The sequence below is a fragment of the Bacillus mycoides genome, from assembly GCF_000832605.1.
Classification (GTDB): Bacteria; Bacillota; Bacilli; order Bacillales; family Bacillaceae_G; genus Bacillus_A; species Bacillus_A mycoides.
The window spans coordinates 426,677-446,776 of record NZ_CP009692.1 but is presented as its reverse complement, the minus strand read 5'-3'; the positions used below and the strand labels follow the sequence as shown (position 1 = coordinate 446,776).

Below are 20,100 nucleotides of genomic sequence, written 5' to 3'. Positions count from 1 at the left end.
TGTTTTACTAAGTAGAGATGAAAAGAGTGTGGAGGCAAGCATGAAAATTAAAGAGATTATCGTTGTAGAAGGTAAAGATGATACAGTTGCGATTAAACGTGCTGTTGATGCGGATACAATCGAAACGAACGGTTCAGCAATCGGTGATCACGTTATTGAGCAAGTTAAATTAGCGCAGCAAAAACGAGGCGTTATTATTTTCACAGATCCGGATTATCCTGGAGAGCGTATTCGAAAAATTATTTCTGACAAGGTTCCTGGATGTAAGCATGCTTTTTTAACGAAGGAAGAAGCACTTGCTAAAAGGAAAAAAGGTGTTGGAATCGAACATGCTTCTAATGAGTCGATTCGCCGTGCTTTAGAGAATATACATGAAGAAATGGAAGCTTACACAAGTGAAATTAGTTGGAGTGATCTAGTCGATGCGGGCTTAGTGGGCGGAGAAATGGCAAAGAGTCGCAGAGAAAGAGTGGGTAAGCTATTAAAGATTGGTTATACAAACGCAAAACAGTTACATAAACGTTTACAAATGTTTCAGGTTTCAAAGGAATCATTTGCAGAAGCTTATAAGCAAGTAATACAGGAGGAAAAAAAATGAAGGATATCGCAACACCAAATCGTACGAAAGACATTGTTGAAAAGTATGGATTTTCATTCAAAAAAAGTTTAGGACAAAATTTTTTAATTGATACGAATGTATTAAATCGTATCGTTGATCACGCAGAAATCGGTTCAGAAAGTGGCGCAATTGAAATTGGACCAGGTATCGGTGCGTTAACAGAGCAATTGGCGAAGCGTGCTAAAAAAGTAGTGGCTTTTGAAATTGATCAGAGATTATTACCAATTTTAGACGAGACGTTAGCTCCATATAGCAACGTTACAGTTATAAATAAAGATGTACTAAAAGCAGATGTACATGAAGTGTTTAGTGAGCAATTTGAAGAAGGACAAGATGTAATGGTAGTAGCTAACTTACCATACTATATTACAACGCCAATTTTATTTAAATTGCTCGAAGAAAAATTACCGGTTCGTGGATTTGTTGTTATGATGCAAAAAGAAGTTGGGGATCGTTTAGCTGCTAAACCAGGAACGAAAGAGTATGGTTCTTTATCAATTGCCATTCAGTATTATACAGAGGTAGAAACAGTTATGACTGTACCGCGTACAGTGTTTGTGCCACAACCAAATGTTGATTCTGCGATTATCCGTCTTCTAAAGCGTCCTAAACCAGTTGTAGAAGTGACAGATGAAACTTTCTTCTTTGAAGTAGTACGAGCAAGTTTCGCACAGCGTCGTAAAACTTTAATGAATAATTTATCAAATAATTTAAATGGTTTCCCGAAAGATAAAGAGCTGTTGGATCGAATTTTGACAGAAGTAGGAATTGATCCGAAGCGAAGAGGCGAAACGCTATCTATCGAAGAGTTTGCAACATTAAGTAATGCATTAATTCTTCATAAATTGTCATAAGAATATGAAAGGGACAGTTCAACTTGAGCTGTCCCTTTTGTCACCTTTCCTTTCCTAAATTCATACTTTAAAAACAGGTAAGATGGCCTAACGAGTTTGGAGTTTGGAGGTAGGAGAATGGATTTACATGTTGGAGAATTAGTTGAACGATATTCTCATAATAGGGATATTCTTTTTCGTATTATAGAAATAAAAGGCGATATGGCAATATTATTTGGAGAGGAAATTAGACTTGTGGCGGATGCACCACTTGCAGATTTAGTTAGTATAGATCAACGAGAACATAAAAATAGAGTGAAGCGTGAAAAAGAAACGATGGAGCGTACTTACCGGTTGTTTCAGCAAGATTACGTGTTGATGAAACAAAGACATGAACATAATTCAACTGGTGGATATACAAGTGAAGTGAATTATTTTCAAATGCCAGGACGTGTATTGCATATAGATGGAGATCCTTTATATTTGCGCAAGTGCTTAGATTTATATAATAAAATAGGCGTTCCTGTTCAAGGTATTCATTGTAAGGAAACGGAGATGCATGAAAAGGTAGTAGACTTAATAGATCATTTTCGCCCAGACATTTTAGTTATTACAGGACATGATGCATATACAAAGTCAAAAGGAGTTATGGGAGATTTAGCAGCATATAGACATTCTAGACATTTTGTACAGGCCGTTCGAGAAGTGCGGAAAAAGTATCCATCGTTAGATCAACTCGTTATTTTTGCTGGGGCTTGTCAATCACACTTTGAGGCGTTGATTCGGGCAGGTGCTAATTTTGCTAGTTCACCGTCTAGAATTAATATTCATGCTCTAGATCCTGTATATGTAGTTGGCAAAATTAGTTTCACTTCATTTATGGAAAGAGTAAATGTATGGGACGTTGTGCGTAATACAATTACTGGCGAAAAGGGACTAGGCGGAATTGAAACAAGAGGGATTTTACGAACAGGATTGCCCTTTCAACATTATGACGAATGAGCAAGGTACATACGTATCTTGCTTTTTTATGTGGAAATGATTTAAATGAGTCTGGATAAAAAGCGGCAAGAACGTGCAGACTATACAATGATACTTTTAGAATATAGTATTTCTTCTATCTATTTGAACGCATGATGCTTTTATAATGATATTGTCTGTGAATTGCGGTTAATAATTGGGATAGATATATCGTGTTTTAAGTGTTCAATCTAAATTACAGCGAGGTGTAGCAAAGTATATGTCAAAACGTTTAGATGAAATTAAAAGCGAATTAGATCACCATCTTGGACAGCGACTTATGTTAAAGGCAAATAGTGGGAGAAGAAAAACTGTGGAGCAATCAGGTGTACTTGCAGAAACGTATCGTTCTGTGTTTGTTGTACAATTAGACCAGCAAGAAGATGCATTGCAACGTGTATCTTATAGTTATGCAGATGTTTTAACAGAGACAGTAGAGCTAACATTTTACGATGAATCTCAAAATGAAGTATTTTATAATTAATGTATTTTTCGTTACATATATTCCCATAAATGAAAAGCTATATTATTTTGCATACTAATTATACCGTAGCAAAATAAGGAGGGACTCTGCATTGAGTAGACGAAGAGGAGTCATGTCAAATCAATTTAAAGAAGAGCTTGCAAAAGAGCTTGGCTTTTATGATGTTGTTCAGAAAGAAGGATGGGGCGGAATTCGTGCGAAAGATGCTGGTAATATGGTGAAACGTGCTATAGAAATTGCAGAACAGCAATTAATGAAACGAAACCAGTAGTTGTAAGATACTTTCTATGCTACGGTAGCCGAGGAGAGATTCCTCGGCTTTTTGCACGCTAAAAGGTGCCGTCATTTGACATAAGTAGTTTCATTCTGAATGCTTTTCGATATAATTAGGGAAGTGTCATCGTCTTACTATAAATTTATGGTAAAATAAACGATAAAAGATTGAGTACATAGAGTGGGTGAATAGATTGAAGCTACTAGTGAAAGCACCAGCAAAGATTAATCTGTCGTTAGATGTACTGGGAAAAAGACAAGATGGATATCATGAAGTGAAAATGATTATGACAACAATCGACTTGGCAGATCGTTTAGAGCTAACGGAATTAGCCGAAGACCGTATTGAAATTTTGTCCCATAATCGGTATGTCCCAGACGACCAACGCAATTTAGCTTATCAAGCAGCGAAATTATTAAAAGTGAAGTTTAATGTAAAAAAAGGTGTGTCTATTACTATTGAAAAAACGATTCCAGTAGCCGCTGGATTAGCAGGTGGAAGTAGTGATGCAGCAGCGACATTACGTGGCCTTAATAAGTTATGGAATTTAGGGCTAACAATCGATGAATTAGCAAAGCTTGGCGCAGAAATTGGGTCAGATGTATCGTTCTGTGTATATGGTGGAACTGCTATTGCCACTGGAAGAGGAGAAGAAATTGAACATATAAAGACTCCGCCTTCTTGTTGGGTTGTTTTAGCAAAGCCCCACATTGGTGTATCTACTGCTGACGTGTACGGAAATTTAAAATTAAATCGTGTTACTCATCCAAATGTAGATAAAATGGTTGAAGTCATTAACCATGGCGATTATAAAGGAATTTGTGATACTGTTGGTAACGTTTTAGAAGATGTGACGTTTGCGATGCATCCCGAGGTTGCACGTATTAAATCACAGATGAAACGCTTTGGAGCAGATGCCGTATTAATGAGTGGAAGTGGCCCAACTGTATTTGGTCTTGTACACCATGATTCGCGAATGCACCGCATATATAACGGGTTAAAAGGATTTTGCGAGCAAGTATATGCAGTGCGTTTATTAGGAGAGCGAGAAACGCTTGAATAAAGACGTATAATACGTTATGATTTGTTTAGAATATTCGTGATTTGAGGTGAGAGTATGAAAATTAGACGAAGTACAAGATTGGTCGATCTGACGTATTACTTGTTACAAAATCCTCGTCAGCTAGTTTCTCTCACTTTTTTTGCTGAAAGGTATCAATCGGCTAAATCTTCCATTAGTGAAGATTTAGTTATTATTAAGCAAACGTTTGAACAACAAGGTGTCGGCACATTGCAAACGGTACCAGGAGCAGCAGGAGGAGTGAAATATATTCCTTATATAAGTGAAGAAGAGGCAAATCTGATTATTAACGAGCTTTGTAGCTTATTTGAAAACCCAGACCGTATTTTGCCTGGCGGTTACTTATATATGACGGATCTTTTAAGTAATCCTCGCCAGATTAATGGCGCAGGTCGTTTATTTGCTTCTGTTTTTGCTAGGCAACCAATTGATGCGGTTATGACGGTAGCGACAAAAGGAATTCCGCTTGCTTATGCAGTAGCGAACTACTTAGATGTACCGGTAGTAATTGCGAGAAAAGATAATAAGGTAACAGAAGGACCCACTGTTAGTATTAACTATGTATCAGGTTCCTCTAAGCGAATCCAAACGATGACTTTAGCAAAGCGTAGCCTTCCAGAAGGGTCCAATGTTTTAATTATTGATGACTTTATGAAAGCTGGCGGAACCATTCAAGGTATGATGAGCATGCTAGAAGAGTTTAAAGCTAATGTTGTTGGGATTGGCGTATTAGTAGAGTCTACGGATATTGAAGAAAGACTTATTAATAACTTTGTATCATTAATTCGTCTGTCAGAAGTTGATGTGAAAGAAAAAGCGATTCAAGTGGAAAAGGGGAATTATGCACTTGCACCATTTGATAAAGGGCTTGTAGAGGCTGAGTAAAAAGGTAAAGCAGATTGCTTTACCTTTTTTTATTCCTATTTATAAATTACAAAATAGATGGACAAACTGCCTTTGGTACACTATTTTTAAAGAGTAAAAATAAATAATAAAAGGGTGAAAAGTATGAAAGTTGTTCAAACAAGCAAAGCACCACAGGCAATCGGACCATATTCACAAGGGATTATTGTAAATAATATGTTCTATAGTTCAGGACAAATTCCGTTAACGGCAAGTGGAGAACTTGTAACAGGAGATGTAACAGTACAAACAGAGCAAGTATTTGAAAATTTACAAGCGGTATTAGCAGAAGCAGGTGCTTCATTTGATACAGTGGTAAAAACAACAGTATTCTTGAAGGATATGGATGATTTTAATGCTGTTAATGAAGTATACGGTTCTTATTTCTCTACTCATAAACCAGCGCGTTCTTGTGTACAAGTAGCAAAATTACCGAAAGATGTTTCTGTTGAAATCGAAGTAATTGCCCTAGTTAAGTAACTCTTTGTAAGCGATAACCTCTACTAATCCTTATATTCAACTACAATAAAAATTTTTATCTTAAAAATTTTTAAAAAATTAAAGGGAAAATAGAAATTTTGTGGAATTTATACAAATATATCGCTTATTTAGAAAAGGGTGGTGAACACAAGATGGAAGTGACTGACGTAAGATTACGCCGCGTAAACACAGAAGGCCGCATGAGAGCAATTGCCTCTATTACTCTAGACCATGAATTTGTTGTTCATGATATTCGTGTAATTGATGGTAATAATGGATTATTTGTAGCAATGCCAAGTAAACGTACTCCAGATGGAGAATTCCGTGACATTGCACATCCAATTAATTCTAATACACGCTCTAAAATTCAAGATGCGGTTTTAACAGAGTATCATCGTTTAGGCGAGTTAGAAGAGGTTGAGTTTGAAGAAGCAGGCGCTTCGTAAAATTCGAATGAAAAGGGCTTTTGAAAGAAAGTCTTATAATTTTGTAGCAAACTCCTGTAAGCATTTACAGGAGTTTGTTTTTTTTTGAATAATACACGTTTCTAATTATAAAAATTCATATTTTGAAAAAATAAAGATGAAAAACTTCTAATTTTTTCAAAATCATTTAAAATAGTATAGCTTATTCCTTAAAAAAGATACTAAAGAGTAAAACATCTTATAAGAATTATGGTAAAATTTAATAGTTATAATGTGTTTCTTGAAATATATGATGATTTAGGATAATATCGTTAATGGATAAATAGGTTGCGATGGAGGGTCTATATGTCAAACAGATTTGCAGTGATTCTAGCTGCAGGTAAAGGCACACGTATGAAGTCCAAGTTATACAAAGTGCTGCATCCTGTATGTGGAAAACCAATGGTACAACATGTAGTCAATGAAGTATCTCAATTAGGATTGCAGAAACTTGTAACAGTCGTTGGGCATGGTGCTGAAAAGGTACAAGAACAGCTAGGAAACGTAAGTGAGTTTGCATTACAAGCAGAACAACTTGGTACAGCTCATGCTGTCGATCAAGCTGCAAGTGTACTTGCAAATGAAGAGGGAACAACTTTAGTTATTTGTGGTGATACACCTCTAATAACTGCTGAAACGATGGAAGCATTGCTTCAGCAACACGAAGAAGCGGGAGCAATGGCGACGGTACTAACAGCGTACATAGAAGAGCCTGCTGGATATGGCCGTATCGTTCGTAATGAGAATGGTCATGTTGAAAAGATTGTTGAGCATAAGGATGCGAATGAAAAAGAATTAGCTATTAAAGAAATCAATACAGGTACGTATTGTTTTGATAATAAAGCTTTATTTGCTTCACTTTCTAAAGTTTCAAATGATAATGTACAGGGCGAATATTACCTTCCGGACGTTATTGAAATTTTAAAAAATGAAGGTCATATTGTATCAGCTTATCAAACAGAGCACTTCGATGAAACGTTAGGTGTTAACGACAGAGTCGCTCTATCGCAAGCGGAAATTATTATGAAAAATCGTATCAACAGAAAGAACATGGTAAATGGTGTTACAATTATTGATCCAAGTAACACATACATTTCTGCGGATGCAATTATTGGTAGTGATACAGTTCTTCACCCAGGAACGGTTATTGAGGGGAACACTGTAATTGGTTCTGATTGTGAAATTGGACCGCATACAGTAATTCGCGATAGTGAAATTGGAGATCGTACGGTAATTCGTCAATCTACTGTACATGACAGCAAACTTGGTACAGAAGTATCAGTTGGTCCATTTGCACATATTCGCCCAGATTCAGTTATTGGAGATGAAGTGCGCGTTGGAAACTTCGTAGAAATTAAAAAAACTGTTTTTGGTAATAGAAGTAAAGCTTCACACTTAAGTTATATCGGGGATGCACAAGTTGGAGAAGACGTGAATCTTGGTTGTGGTTCAATTACGGTGAACTACGACGGCAAGAATAAATTTAAAACTGTAATTGGTAACGGGGTATTTATTGGATGTAATTCAAACCTTGTTGCTCCTGTAACAGTTGAAGATGGTGCTTATGTGGCAGCAGGCTCTACAATAACAGAGAATGTTCCATCAAAAGCATTATCAGTAGCACGTGCACGTCAAGTTAACAAAGAAGACTATGTTGATCAATTGCTGAATAAGAAAAAATCATAATGTGGAGGGTTAATCTAGATGTCGACTCAATATCTAAATTCTAATTTGAAAGTATTCTCTTTAAACTCTAATAAGGAACTTGCTGAGCAAATCGCAAAGCATATTGGAGTAGGACTAGGAAAATGTTCTGTTGATCGTTTTAGTGATGGAGAAGTTCAAATTAACATTGAAGAAAGTATCCGTGGTTGCGATGTATTCATTATTCAATCTACAAGCTTCCCAGTAAACGAACATATCATGGAATTACTTATTATGATTGATGCATTAAAACGTGCATCTGCAAAAACAATTAATATTGTTATTCCTTACTATGGTTATGCGCGTCAAGACCGTAAAGCGCGTTCTCGTGAACCAATTACATCGAAACTTGTAGCAAACTTGCTTGAAACAGCAGGTGCAACTCGTGTAATCACTCTAGATTTACATGCTCCGCAAATTCAAGGATTCTTTGATATCCCGATCGACCACTTAATGGGTGTACCGATTCTTTCAGACTACTTTGAAGCAAAAGGCCTTAAAGATATCGTAATCGTATCTCCTGATCACGGTGGTGTAACGCGTGCTAGAAAAATGGCGGATCGCCTAAAGGCGCCAATCGCTATTATTGATAAGCGTCGTCCTCGTCCGAATGTATCTGAGGTAATGAACATTATCGGTAACATCGAAGGCAAAACAGCAATTTTAATTGATGACATTATTGATACAGCTGGTACAATTACATTAGCGGCAAACGCTCTTGTTGAGAACGGTGCTTCTGAAGTATATGCTTGCTGTACACACCCAGTATTATCTGGTCCAGCAATTGAGCGTATTCAAAATTCGAATATTAAAGAGTTAGTTGTAACGAACTCTATCGTATTACCAGAAGAGAAGAAAATTGATAAAGTACATGAACTTTCAGTTGCTCCATTAATCGGAGAAGCAATCATTCGTGTATACGAAGAAGAATCTGTAAGTGTATTATTCAATTAATTGGATAGAATGAGACGTAACCAAGCTTGGTTACGTCTTTTCGTATCGAAAAAAGAAAGTAGTGGTACAAGAATGAAATTAATAGTAGGACTTGGGAACCCAGGTAGAGAATATGAATTAACAAGGCATAATATTGGATTTATGGCAATCGATGAACTTGCAAAACGTTGGAGTATTTCTTTGAATGAACAAAAGTTTAAAGGGGTATTTGGCGCAGGTTTTGTTAATGGGGAAAAAGTAATCTTACTAAAGCCACTTACATATATGAATTTATCTGGGGAAAGTATCCGTCCACTCATGGATTATTATAAAATTGATGTCGAGGACTTCATTGTTATGTACGATGATTTAGATATTCCTGTAGGTAAATTACGCCTTCGCATGAAAGGTAGTGCGGGTGGACATAATGGTGTGAAATCAACAATTTCACATTTAGGAACACAAGAATTTCAACGTATCCGCATGGGAATCGATCGTCCGAAAAATGGGATAAAAGTAGTGGATTACGTATTAGGACGTTTTACATCTGAAGAAATATCTGGCGTTAATCAATCCATTGAAAATGCAGCAGATGCATGTGAGGAATGGTTAAATAAACCTTTTCTCCAAATCATGAATACTTTTAATAGTTAAGCGCACAATCTAGAATATTTTATTTTGTTTTATCCCATACTAGTAGCAATTGGATATTTAGGAGGCTAGTATGGAAGGTTATTATTACTGTAGACATTGTGGAAGTAATGTGGGCTCCATTATCGCAGAAAAAGTATATAGCGACGTTTTGTTTCAACTAACAGAGCAAGAAGTAGTGGATATGATTCATTTTCATGAGAATGGAAATATATATATAAAAACGATTTGTGAATCGTGTCAAGAAACGCTCGCATCTTATCCTGAGTATTATGAATATGAAAAATTTCTGCAATAAAATGTTGTCGCTTTGGCATGTCCAAAGCATTTTTCTGTTTTCTTTTTCCAAAATATTTGCATAAAATATAGTAACTTGCTCTTTATGTTGAGAGGAGTTTTGAAAATGATAGGTTTATTAGAGCAATTTTATAAAAATGAAGAAATACAATCGGTTATTAATGGGCTAGAAGATGGGTTGAAAGAACAACTTGTATCGGGTATGGCAACATCCTCTCGTTCATTATTAATGGCAGCTTTATATAAAAAGACAAAGCAATCACAACTTATCGTGACGCACAATTTATACCAAGCACAAAAAGTACATGAAGATTTAGTGGCGTTACTTGGTGAAAAAGATGTTTGGCTATATCCGGTAAATGAATTGATAGCATCGGAGGTTGGTGTTGCAAGTCCAGAATTGAAGGCACAACGTATTGAAGTGTTAAATCGCTTAGCTACAGGAGAGAATGGGATTATTGTAGCGCCAGTTGCAGGGCTGCGTAGGTTTTTACCAATAAAAGAATTATGGAAGCAAAGGCAAATTGAAATCAATCTAGGGCAAGAGATTGATTTAGATGCACTCTTGCATACTTTACATCATATTGGCTACGAGCGTAAGTCAATGGTAGAAGCTCCAGGAGAGTTCAGTTTACGCGGGGGAATATTAGATATTTACCCATTAACGGAAGAATTACCGTTTCGTATTGAATTCTTCGATACAGAAGTCGATTCTATTCGATTGTTTGATGTGGATGAACAGCGTTCTCAAGATAAAAAGGAAAGTGTTAAGTTCGGTCCAGCAACAGAGTTTTTATTTTCACAGGAAGAATTGAAATCGGGAATTAAGCATCTTGAAGAAGGTTTGACTAAGACGATGCAAAAGCTTTCCGATGATAAATTAAAGACTACTGTGCTTGAGACGGTTAGTCATGAAATTGAAATGTTGAAAAACGGGCAGAGTATAGAACAAATGTTTAAATATTTATCTATTTTCTATAAAGAACCTGCTAGTCTGATAGATTATTTACCAGAAAATGGTGTTGTGATTTTAGATGAGATTTCCCGTATTCAAGAAACAGCATCACATCTTGAAACAGAAGAAGCGGAATGGTATATCTCACTTCTTGGCGAAGGAACAATTATTCAGGATTTATCTTTCTCCCACTCGTTTGAGGAGTTTCTTCATAATAAAAAAAGAAGTTTTGTATATTTAACGTTATTCTTACGCCATATAGCACACACACATCCTCAAAATATTGTAAATGTGACATGTAAAACGATGCAAGATTTCCACGGACAGATGCATTTGTTAAAAACTGAAATTGATAGATGGAATGAAGGTAATTTTACGACCGTTGTGCTTGGAACAGATGATGAACGTGTAAAAAAACTACAACATATTTTAAGTGATTATGATATTGATGCAGACATTGTAGAGGCGACAGATATCTTATTGCCTGGAAGGTTACAAATTGCTGTAGGTGATTTACATGCAGGCTTTGAAATGCCGATGCAAAAGTTTGTTGTCATTACTGAAAAGGAGCTTTTTCATAAGAAGGTTAAAAAATCACAACGTAAGCAAAAGTTATCTAACGCTGAACGTATTAAAAGTTATTCGGAATTAAAAGTTGGAGACCATGTAGTTCATGTAAATCATGGTATAGGTAAATTTTTAGGTATTGAGACATTAGAGATTAATGGTGTTCATAAAGATTATTTAAATATTAAATATCAAGGTAATGATAAGTTATACGTTCCAATTGAACAAATTGATCAAGTGCAAAAATACGTAGGGTCTGAAGGTAAGGAACCAAAAGTTTATAAATTAGGCGGAAATGATTGGAAGAAGGTCAAAACGAAAGTTGAAAAATCTGTACAAGACATTGCAGATGACCTAATTAAATTATATGCCGAGCGTGAAGCTTCGAAAGGTTATGCATATACACCAGATACGGCAGAGCAACAAGAGTTTGAATCTTTATTCCCATATCAAGAGACAGAGGATCAATTACGTTCTATTGAAGAGATTAAGAAAGATATGGAACGCGGACGTCCGATGGATAGGCTTCTTTGTGGTGACGTAGGATATGGAAAGACGGAAGTAGCTATTCGTGCGGCATTTAAAGCAATTATGGATGAAAAACAAGTTGCGATTTTAGTACCAACAACAATCCTTGCACAACAACACTATGAAACAATTCGAGAGCGTTTTCAAGATTACCCGATTAATATAGGGTTACTAAGTAGATTCCGCACACGAAAACAACAAAATGAAACGATTAAAGGTTTAAAAGATGGAACGGTGGATATTGTAATCGGAACGCATCGTATTTTATCTAAAGATGTTACTTATAAAGATTTAGGACTTCTTATTATTGATGAAGAACAAAGATTCGGCGTTACACATAAAGAAAAAATTAAACAATTGAAAGCAAATGTTGACGTGTTAACATTAACGGCAACTCCGATTCCACGTACACTTCATATGTCTATGCTTGGTGTGCGCGATTTATCTGTTATTGAGACACCACCAGAGAATCGTTTCCCAGTACAAACATATGTAGTAGAGTATAATCCAGCGTTAATGCGAGAAGCGATAGAGCGAGAGTTAGCAAGAGGCGGTCAAATTTACTTCCTATATAACCGTGTGGAGGATATTGAAAGAAAAGCAGATGAAATTTCGATGTTAGTTCCAGATGCTCGTGTAACATACGCACATGGGAAAATGAATGAAGGTGAATTAGAGTCTGTTATGCTATCGTTTTTAGAAGGGCAGCATGATGTTCTTGTAAGTACAACAATTATTGAGACGGGTGTAGATATTCCGAATGTAAATACATTAATTGTATTTGATGCAGATCGTATGGGACTATCGCAGTTGTATCAGCTTCGTGGTCGTGTTGGGCGTTCTAATCGCGTCGCGTATGCATACTTTGCATACAAACGTGATAAAGTGTTATCGGAAGTTGCAGAGAGGCGTCTGCAAGCAATTAAAGAGTTTACAGAGCTTGGATCTGGTTTCAAAATTGCGATGAGAGACTTATCAATTCGTGGTGCGGGTAATTTGTTAGGGGCAGAACAACATGGATTTATTGATTCTGTCGGATTTGATCTATATTCTCAAATGTTAAAAGATGCAATTGAGCAACGTAGAGGAACAGACGGAGTTGAAAATACCGTTAATGTTGAAATTGATTTAGAAGTAGATGCGTATTTACCGGATGCGTACATTTCAGATAGTAAACAAAAAATTATGATGTATAAACAATTTAGAGGTATTTCTGCAATTGAAGATATTGAAGAGTTGCAGGAAGAGATGATCGACAGATTTGGTGATTATCCACAAGAAGTTGGTTATTTATTACAAATTGCAAACATTAAAGTGTTGGCGATGAAAGAAAAAATTGAGTTAATTAAGCAAAATAAATTTGAAGTAACATTCCTGTTTTCTGAACAAGCGAGCCAAAATATAGATGGTGGAAAATTATTCATGCTAGGAAGTAGTTTTGGCCGTATGATCGGTCTTGGTATGGAGGGGTCACAATTGAAAATTGTGATGAAAACGAATGGATTAGAGACGTCGAAATGGTTAACAATTGCTGAAAATTTATTAAAAGGCTTGCCAGATGTAAAAAAAGAAGTAATAAATGCCTAATATAAGATAAAAAATACAATTCGACGTGCATAGAAGAACTAATGTGTAAAATACTATGTTTAATAGTTGGTGATTTTTACATGAACAGGTAAATTCACCACTTTGATCATCAGTAGAAAGTGAGGCAGCATTAGAATGAAAGCAACTGGAATCGTACGTCGAATTGATGATTTAGGCAGGGTAGTAATTCCGAAGGAAATTCGTAGAACTTTACGTATTCGTGAGGGAGATCCACTAGAAATATTTGTTGATCGCGATGGAGAAGTGATTTTGAAAAAATATTCTCCAATTAGTGAACTAGGTAATTTTGCAAAGGAATATACGGAAGCTTTATACGATAGCTTAGGACATAATGTGCTTGTATGCGATCGTGATTCTATTATCGCAGTAGCAGGCGCATCTAAAAAAGAATACTTAAATAAAAGTGTTGGCGATTTAATTGAGAAGACAATGGAAGAGCGTAAGTCTGTAATTATGACAGATGAAAGCGAAATTTCAATTATTGATGGAGTAACAGAAAAAGTGAGCTCTTATACAATTGGCTCGATTATTGCAAATGGAGATCCAATCGGAGCTGTCGTTATCTTCTCTAAAGAGGCTATTATAAGTGAAGTAGAGCATAAATCAGTAAATACAGCTGCAAGCTTTTTAGCGAAACAAATGGAGCAGTAGCGAAGTGTAATTTCTATAAGTAGCAATCTTTCCTAATTATGATATTTCTATTTGAGAAATTAACTATTTGGAGATATAAGTATATTGAACGAAGGTAGCGCTTTGCTACCTTTTTTCATTGAATATTTTTGCTGTTGAAAGAAGTCAGTGAATGTAAGGAATATGAAGGAGAGCCAGTTTTTCTTTGTGATATAATACGAGGGGTGAGAATAGAAAAAGGAGTTTTCTTGTATGGAAGCGAAGAAGTACCAAGCCTTTTGGCGTGGGGCTATTATATTAACAATCGCAAGTTTTGTTACGAAGGTATTAAGCGCTTTTTACCGTATTCCATATCAAAATATAGCGGGTGATGTTGGTTTTTATATTTACCAACAAATTTATCCGTTTTATGGATTTTGTTTGATTTTAGCTACTTATGGGTTTCCCATTATTATTTCAAAAATGGTCGCAGAAAGATTAGAACGAGGAAAACAAAAAGAAGCAGAAGAAATTATTTGTGTATCTTTTTGGTTTTTATTAGGAATTGGATTTATAGGATTTTTCACATTATTCTTTGGGGCCGAAACAATTGCATCGGCTATGGGCGATATACATTTAGATAAATTATTACGTGTTATTTCGTTTTCATTCCTACTAATGCCATTTTTATCTGTAGCGAGAGGATATTTTCAAGGTTTCAATAATATGATGCCGACGGCTGTTTCGCAAGTAATTGAACAAACGATTCGTGTTTCTATTATTGTATTTTTATCACTATTCCTTATTGCTCATGGATTTGATTTATATACAGTTGGTGCGGGTGCCATGCTAGGTTCAATTGCAGGCGGGCTTATTGGGATTATCGTACTTTTACTTTATATGCGTCATGATTTCCATGCTATTTTCTTCAAAAGATGGAAGGGAATTAGAAATAAAAAAGGGATTGTTCGAATCCTTTTTTGGCAGGGATTAGCGATTTGTGTTAGTAATTTAGTCCTTATTTTTATACAAATGGCGGATTCTATTTCCTTGTATACTTTGCTTATTCGTGCGGGAGAGCAAGTTGAAAATGCAAAGGTACTAAAAGGTGTTTATGATAGAAGTATCCCGCTTATGCAATTAGGTACTGTTGTGACAACTTCTTTCTCATTGTCACTTATTCCTATTATTACAGCGGCGAAAGAAAGAGGAGATCTTTCATTTATTCAAGAAAAGGTAAAGTTAGCAATGAAAATAACATTTGTTATTGGATCTGCAGCTGCTATTGGATTAACTTGTATTATTCAACCTACAAATATTATGTTGTTTGAAAATAGTGATGGATCAGATGTGTTATCGATTTTATCTTTATCTATTTTATTTAGTTCATTGTCAATTACAACTGCTTCCATTTTGCAAGGAGTGGGACAAACATTAAAACCAGCAATATTCGTTGTATTTGGAGGTTGTTTGAAGTTAGTTTTAAACTATATATTAATGCCGTATTTTGGTGTAAAGGGAGCTGCAATTGCAACTTTAGTTGCGCTTATTGTAATTGCCTTGCTAAATAGTGTGTTACTTATGCGAGCTGTATCGGAGCCGCTTATTGATAGGCGGAATATGTTAGGTGTAGCTATTAGTGGTATCGGTATGGGGTTTGTATTAATAATCTTTATGCGTATGTTACGAATGTCCGGATTAGTAATTGATACAGGACATAGAGGAATTGCGACGCTTGAAGCGCTGTTAGGTGTAGCTATCGGTGGATTAGCATATATGTTTTTAATTTTAAAATTACGTGTATTTACAAAAGAAGAATTAGGAAACGTTATGAAACAAGAGAAAAAAGAAGGTTCATTGAAGAAGAGTGGATAGAGGTGACTGGTTGTGAGTGGAATCATTACTATTTTAGGATTAGGTGCTGGTGAGTTAGATCAGTTAACAATGGGTGTATATCGAAAGATAAAAGAAGCAGACCATATGTTTGTTAGAACGAAGGAGCACCCAGTTATAGAAGAATTGGAGAAAGAAGCTATAAAGTATACGGCCTTTGATAATGTATATGAGGCACATGATACATTTGAAATCGTATATGAAACAATTGCGAATACATTGCTAGAACAAGCTAAAGGCGCAGAAATTATTTATGCTGTTCCAGGTCATCCGCTTGTAGCAGAAAGAACAGTTCAGCTACTTTTGGAAAAAGGAGAAGCAGCAAATATTGAAGTGCGAATTGAAGGTGGACAAAGTTTCCTTGATCCGATGTTCGCAAGTCTAAAAATTGATCCGATTGAAGGGTTCCAATTAATTGATGCTACATCATTTGAAAGAGGACAATTAGAATTACGTCAACATTTAATCTTTTGCCAGGTGTATGATGCATTCGTTGCTTCAGATGTGAAGCTAACGTTAATGGAGATTTTGCCAGATGATTACGAAGTGTATATCGTAACAGCTGCAGGGACTTCATTCGAGCAAGTGAAAAAGGTATCGTTATACATGTTAGATCACGAAACAGAATTAAATAATTTAACGAGTGTGTATGTACCGCCAGTTAAGGAACGTGCGTCCTTATATCAGCAATTTGATGTGCTTAGAGCAATTATTGCTGATCTTCGTGGACCGAATGGTTGCCCATGGGATAAAAAGCAAACTCATCAATCTTTAAAGAAATACTTAATTGAAGAAGCGTATGAAGTGCTAGAAGCAATTGATGAAGAGGATGATGATCATTTAGTAGAAGAACTAGGTGATATATTATTACAAGTTATGCTTCATGCCCAAATTGGAGAGGATGAAGGTTGGTTCTCTATAGATGATATTATTCGGACTTTAGCTGAGAAAATGGTTCGTCGTCATCCGCATGTGTTTGGGGATACGGATGTAAATAATGCTGATGAAGTGATTGCAAATTGGGAAGAAATTAAAAAACAAGAAAAGGGATTCGTGAAAGAATCTGTTTTAGCGGGTATTCCAAAAAGCTTGCCACAACTAATGCGTGCTTATGAAATTCAGAAGAAAGCTGGAAAGGTTGGATTTGATTGGGTTGATGTGCAGCCGATGATAGAGAAGGCCTTAGAAGAATGGCAAGAATTCCAACAAGAAGTTGTAAACATGGATGAGAAAAAGATGCTAGGTGAATTTGGTGATTTACTATTTGCATTTGTGAATATAGCTCGTCATTATAAATTAGATCCAGAAGAAGCGTTACGTTCAACTAATGAGAAATTTATGGATCGCTTTTTATACATGGAAGCAAAAGTAGCTGAAATGAATAAGGAAATGCAAGATTTATCATTAGAACAGTTAGATATTTTATGGGAAGAGGCAAAACAAACAGAGCGTTAATAGGGGGATTTGATATGCGTCTAGATAAATTTTTGAAAGTATCACGTTTAATTAAAAGAAGAACATTAGCAAAAGAAGTGTCTGACCAAGGAAGAATTTCGATTAATGGCCAAGTGGCAAAAGCGAGTTCAGATGTGAAGGTAGAGGATGAATTAACAATTCGTTTCGGGCAAAAAATAGTAACTGTGAAAGTAAATGAATTGAAAGAAACAACTAAAAAAGAAGATGCAGCAAACATGTATAGTCTCGTTCGTGAGGAAAAGGTGAAAGCGGAAGAAGGCTTGTTCTAAAATAGGTTAGCCCTTCATACATTACTATTAGCTAGTATAAAGCTATGGGGGGATTTTCGTGAATAATGGTTACTCACCTATGTCTTCTAATCAACAAAATGTTTCGGTAGAGCATGATATTATTATGCGTGGCAGGCGTGTAATTGATATTACCGGTGTAAAGCAGGTAGAGAGTTTTGATAGCGAAGAGTTTTTACTCGAGACTGTAATGGGTTTTTTAACAATTCGTGGTCAAAATTTGCAAATGAAGAATTTAGATGTAGAAAAGGGTATTGTATCAATTAAAGGGAAAGTTCATGAAATGCTGTATATTGATGAGAATCAAGGGGAGAAAACTAAAGGCTTCTTTAGTAAGCTGTTTAAATGAGCCTAACAATTCAGTTGTATACAATGCTTTCGATGATTGGAATGGGTGCTTGGATTGGTGCTTCTTTAGATACATACCAACGGTTTTTAAAGCGCCAAGAGCGTAAACGTTGGCTTGTATTTATACATGATATACTATTTTGGATTGTCCAAGCATTATTCGTTTTTTATGTATTACTGCGTGTAAATGAAGCCGAACTACGTATATATGTATTTTTGGCGTTACTATGTGGTTTTGCAGCATATCAAAGCTTATTGAAAGCACTATACATGAAGATGTTAAATTTTCTCATCTATATTTTTGTACAAACAACACAATTTTTTGTTCGAATTATACAGCTACTCATGATAAAACCTGTTATTATTATAGCACAGCTATTTATTGCATTTATATTATTCTTATTTCGTATACTGCTTTCAATTGGACATGTGTTATGGAAAATGGTGATTTGGATATTACTTTTCATATGGAAAGTTTTTTTCTCGCCTGTTCGGTTTATTGCTTCGCTCATATGGAAACTTCTCCCTAATCGTGTTAAACTTTTTATAATGAAGCATGTAGGGTTCCTGCAATATGTAGCAAAATTGAAGGGACATATCTTCCAATTATGGGTGCGTATAAAAAAGAAGTTAGGGGGACCTCGGAAATGAGGGAACTGAGACAAAGAACAATCGACAAACAGAGTCCAAATCCTGTTAAAGAACATATAATACAAACGGATGAGAACAGGAAGCGACTTTATCGCCGTTTAGCGGTTTTTCTTGTCTTTGCTTTTACAATTATTGCTAGTATTAGTGTGACGTTTTATCAACAAAACAGTTCCATTAAAGCAAAAGAAGCAAAAGTTAAGGACATGAAAAAAGAACTGGATTCATTAACGAAAAAAGAAAAGAATCTAAAAGATGAAGTTCAAAAGTTGAATGATGAAGAGTACGTTTTAAAGATTGCTAGAAGGGATTATTTCTTCTCCGGAAAAGGGGAGATAATTTTTCCTGTTTCTAAGTAGAGTATGTCTTATTGACACTGTATTTTAGGATTATATATAATAAAGTAAAATTTGACTTTTTAACCACTAAGGAGGAGCATTTTTTTTATGTCAATCGAGGTAGGCAGCAAGTTACAGGGTAAAGTAACAGGTATTACAAATTTTGGGGCTTTTGTGGAGCTGCCAGAAGGCTTAACAGGTCTTGTTCATATTAGTGAAGTTGCTGATAATTATGTGAAAGATATTAACGATCACTTAAAAGTAGGCGACCAAGTAGAAGTAAAAGTTATCAATGTTGAAAAAGATGGCAAAATTGGCCTATCTATTAAGAAAGCGAAAGAACGTGAAAAAACAGAAGGAGATCGTCCACGCGGTGAATACCAACGTGGTGGTGATCAACAACGTTCTGGACGTCCACAACGTAATAATCGTTCTTCCAACAGAGATAACCGCGGTGGCGGTAACGAACGAGCTCCAAAAGAAACATTTGAGCAAAAGATGGCACGCTTTTTAAAAGATAGTGAAGATCGTTTAACTTCTTTAAAGCGTAACACAGAATCTAAACGTGGTGGCCGTGGCGCACGTCGCGGATAATAAGTCCGTTTAATTCTTAACATATAGAGAGGTACCCAGAGTAATTACTCGGGTACTTTTTTATGTGAGAGAATATATTTTTAAAAAAGTTTTTGAGATGTATTGACTTTAAAATATATCTGATGTAATATACTAATTGTCCGTTAAATACGACGACATGGCGGTGTAGCTCAGCTGGCTAGAGCGTACGGTTCATACCCGTGAGGTCGGGGGTTCGATCCCCTCCGCCGCTATATTTAATTTAACGGCCCGTTGGTCAAGTGGTTAAGACACCGCCCTTTCACGGCGGTAACACGGGTTCGAATCCCGTACGGGTCATCTAAAAAGATCATGCAAATTTGCATGGTCTTTTTTTGTTAAATATAAATTAAGACGTACAATACTTCTACAAAATCACCCTATATTTTCTGAACATTCTTTCAACTCACTTTAAATAAATTAAATACTATGTATATATGTAGATTTATTTCGAATAAAAAGTCGAACGATTATAAAAGTCAAAACTG

22 protein-coding genes and 2 tRNA genes are annotated in these 20,100 nt (G+C 35.8%); all 24 read left to right on the top strand.

What is annotated here, in order from left to right; all coding sequences use genetic code 11:
- The first annotated feature begins 40 nt into the window (after nucleotides 1-40).
- The 24 genes from rnmV (at nucleotide 41) to BG05_RS04070 (ending at nucleotide 19,912) form a co-directional block, all read left to right on the top strand.
- The gene (gene rnmV / locus BG05_RS04185; RefSeq protein WP_002029323.1) at nucleotides 41-598 is read left to right on the top strand and encodes a ribonuclease M5; all 558 of its coding nucleotides are present in this window, start codon (nucleotides 41-43) and stop codon (nucleotides 596-598) included.
- Nucleotides 595-1,473, top strand: a complete 879-nt coding sequence (gene rsmA, locus BG05_RS04180; protein ID WP_002091590.1) for a 16S rRNA (adenine(1518)-N(6)/adenine(1519)-N(6))-dimethyltransferase RsmA — start codon at nucleotides 595-597, stop codon at nucleotides 1,471-1,473. The genes rnmV and rsmA overlap by 4 nt, the downstream gene beginning before the upstream one ends.
- A 117-nt stretch (nucleotides 1,474-1,590) precedes the next feature.
- A complete protein-coding gene (yabG, locus tag BG05_RS04175) occupies nucleotides 1,591-2,454 on the top strand; it encodes a sporulation peptidase YabG (RefSeq protein ID WP_002009651.1) in 864 nt (287 codons plus the stop codon).
- Between the two features lie 238 nt (nucleotides 2,455-2,692).
- On the top strand, nucleotides 2,693-2,956 hold the full coding sequence (veg, locus tag BG05_RS04170; RefSeq protein ID WP_002009653.1) for a biofilm formation stimulator Veg: 264 nt from the start codon (nucleotides 2,693-2,695) through the stop codon (nucleotides 2,954-2,956).
- A gap of 91 nt (nucleotides 2,957-3,047) precedes the next feature.
- A complete protein-coding gene (gene sspF, locus BG05_RS04165; RefSeq protein ID WP_002094215.1) occupies nucleotides 3,048-3,227 on the top strand; it encodes an acid-soluble spore protein SspF in 180 nt (59 codons plus the stop codon).
- Nucleotides 3,228-3,423: 196 nt separating this feature from the next.
- Nucleotides 3,424-4,293, top strand: a complete 870-nt coding sequence (gene ispE, locus BG05_RS04160; RefSeq protein WP_012260164.1) for a 4-(cytidine 5'-diphospho)-2-C-methyl-D-erythritol kinase — start codon at nucleotides 3,424-3,426, stop codon at nucleotides 4,291-4,293.
- 54 nt (nucleotides 4,294-4,347) lie between these two features.
- Nucleotides 4,348-5,196, top strand: a complete 849-nt coding sequence (gene purR, locus BG05_RS04155) for a pur operon repressor (RefSeq protein WP_002091587.1) — start codon at nucleotides 4,348-4,350, stop codon at nucleotides 5,194-5,196.
- A 123-nt stretch (nucleotides 5,197-5,319) separates the two neighbouring features.
- A complete protein-coding gene (locus tag BG05_RS04150) occupies nucleotides 5,320-5,694 on the top strand; it encodes a RidA family protein (protein WP_000869819.1) in 375 nt (124 codons plus the stop codon).
- A 152-nt stretch (nucleotides 5,695-5,846) separates the two neighbouring features.
- On the top strand, nucleotides 5,847-6,140 hold the full coding sequence (gene spoVG / locus BG05_RS04145; RefSeq protein WP_000454042.1) for a septation regulator SpoVG: 294 nt from the start codon (nucleotides 5,847-5,849) through the stop codon (nucleotides 6,138-6,140).
- 324 nt (nucleotides 6,141-6,464) lie between these two features.
- Entirely contained in the window at nucleotides 6,465-7,844 is a 1,380-nt protein-coding gene (gene glmU / locus BG05_RS04140; protein WP_002091584.1) for a bifunctional UDP-N-acetylglucosamine diphosphorylase/glucosamine-1-phosphate N-acetyltransferase GlmU, read from the top strand.
- A gap of 18 nt (nucleotides 7,845-7,862) precedes the next feature.
- Nucleotides 7,863-8,816 (top strand): ribose-phosphate diphosphokinase, encoded by a 954-nt coding sequence (locus BG05_RS04135; RefSeq protein ID WP_002091580.1) that lies wholly within the window; start codon nucleotides 7,863-7,865, stop codon nucleotides 8,814-8,816.
- 72 nt (nucleotides 8,817-8,888) lie between these two features.
- Nucleotides 8,889-9,449, top strand: coding sequence for an aminoacyl-tRNA hydrolase (gene pth, locus BG05_RS04130; protein WP_087943057.1), 561 nt, complete (start codon nucleotides 8,889-8,891; stop codon nucleotides 9,447-9,449).
- Between the two features lie 70 nt (nucleotides 9,450-9,519).
- Nucleotides 9,520-9,744, top strand: a complete 225-nt coding sequence (locus tag BG05_RS04125) for an anti-sigma-F factor Fin family protein (RefSeq protein ID WP_002091576.1) — start codon at nucleotides 9,520-9,522, stop codon at nucleotides 9,742-9,744.
- A 105-nt stretch (nucleotides 9,745-9,849) separates the two neighbouring features.
- Nucleotides 9,850-13,380 (top strand): transcription-repair coupling factor, encoded by a 3,531-nt coding sequence (gene mfd / locus BG05_RS04120; protein WP_003186817.1) that lies wholly within the window; start codon nucleotides 9,850-9,852, stop codon nucleotides 13,378-13,380.
- 135 nt (nucleotides 13,381-13,515) lie between these two features.
- Complete coding sequence (gene spoVT / locus BG05_RS04115) at nucleotides 13,516-14,052, top strand: stage V sporulation protein T (protein WP_002009670.1); 537 nt, start codon at nucleotides 13,516-13,518, stop codon at nucleotides 14,050-14,052.
- A 231-nt stretch (nucleotides 14,053-14,283) separates the two neighbouring features.
- Entirely contained in the window at nucleotides 14,284-15,885 is a 1,602-nt protein-coding gene (locus BG05_RS04110) for a putative polysaccharide biosynthesis protein (RefSeq protein ID WP_002130218.1), read from the top strand.
- A gap of 12 nt (nucleotides 15,886-15,897) precedes the next feature.
- Nucleotides 15,898-17,358, top strand: a complete 1,461-nt coding sequence (gene yabN / locus BG05_RS04105) for a bifunctional methyltransferase/pyrophosphohydrolase YabN (RefSeq protein ID WP_002009675.1) — start codon at nucleotides 15,898-15,900, stop codon at nucleotides 17,356-17,358.
- Nucleotides 17,359-17,372: 14 nt separating this feature from the next.
- Nucleotides 17,373-17,648 carry an RNA-binding S4 domain-containing protein gene (locus BG05_RS04100; RefSeq protein ID WP_002009677.1) on the top strand — a complete coding sequence of 92 codons (276 nt, stop codon included), beginning with the start codon at nucleotides 17,373-17,375 and terminating at the stop codon, nucleotides 17,646-17,648.
- A 79-nt stretch (nucleotides 17,649-17,727) separates the two neighbouring features.
- Nucleotides 17,728-18,015, top strand: coding sequence for a sporulation protein YabP (yabP, locus tag BG05_RS04095; protein WP_003186823.1), 288 nt, complete (start codon nucleotides 17,728-17,730; stop codon nucleotides 18,013-18,015).
- Nucleotides 18,012-18,665 (top strand): spore cortex biosynthesis protein YabQ, encoded by a 654-nt coding sequence (yabQ, locus tag BG05_RS04090; protein ID WP_002091573.1) that lies wholly within the window; start codon nucleotides 18,012-18,014, stop codon nucleotides 18,663-18,665. Before yabP ends, yabQ begins: the two co-directional genes overlap by 4 nt.
- Nucleotides 18,662-19,021 (top strand): cell division protein DivIC, encoded by a 360-nt coding sequence (gene divIC / locus BG05_RS04085; RefSeq protein WP_002091572.1) that lies wholly within the window; start codon nucleotides 18,662-18,664, stop codon nucleotides 19,019-19,021. The genes yabQ and divIC overlap by 4 nt, the downstream gene beginning before the upstream one ends.
- Nucleotides 19,022-19,108: 87 nt before the next feature.
- Complete coding sequence (locus BG05_RS04080; protein ID WP_002009683.1) at nucleotides 19,109-19,594, top strand: S1 domain-containing RNA-binding protein; 486 nt, start codon at nucleotides 19,109-19,111, stop codon at nucleotides 19,592-19,594.
- Between the two features lie 159 nt (nucleotides 19,595-19,753).
- Nucleotides 19,754-19,827, top strand: a tRNA-Met gene (locus BG05_RS04075).
- A 13-nt stretch (nucleotides 19,828-19,840) separates the two neighbouring features.
- Nucleotides 19,841-19,912, top strand: a tRNA-Glu gene (locus tag BG05_RS04070).
- The last annotated feature ends 188 nt before the right edge of the window (nucleotides 19,913-20,100 follow it).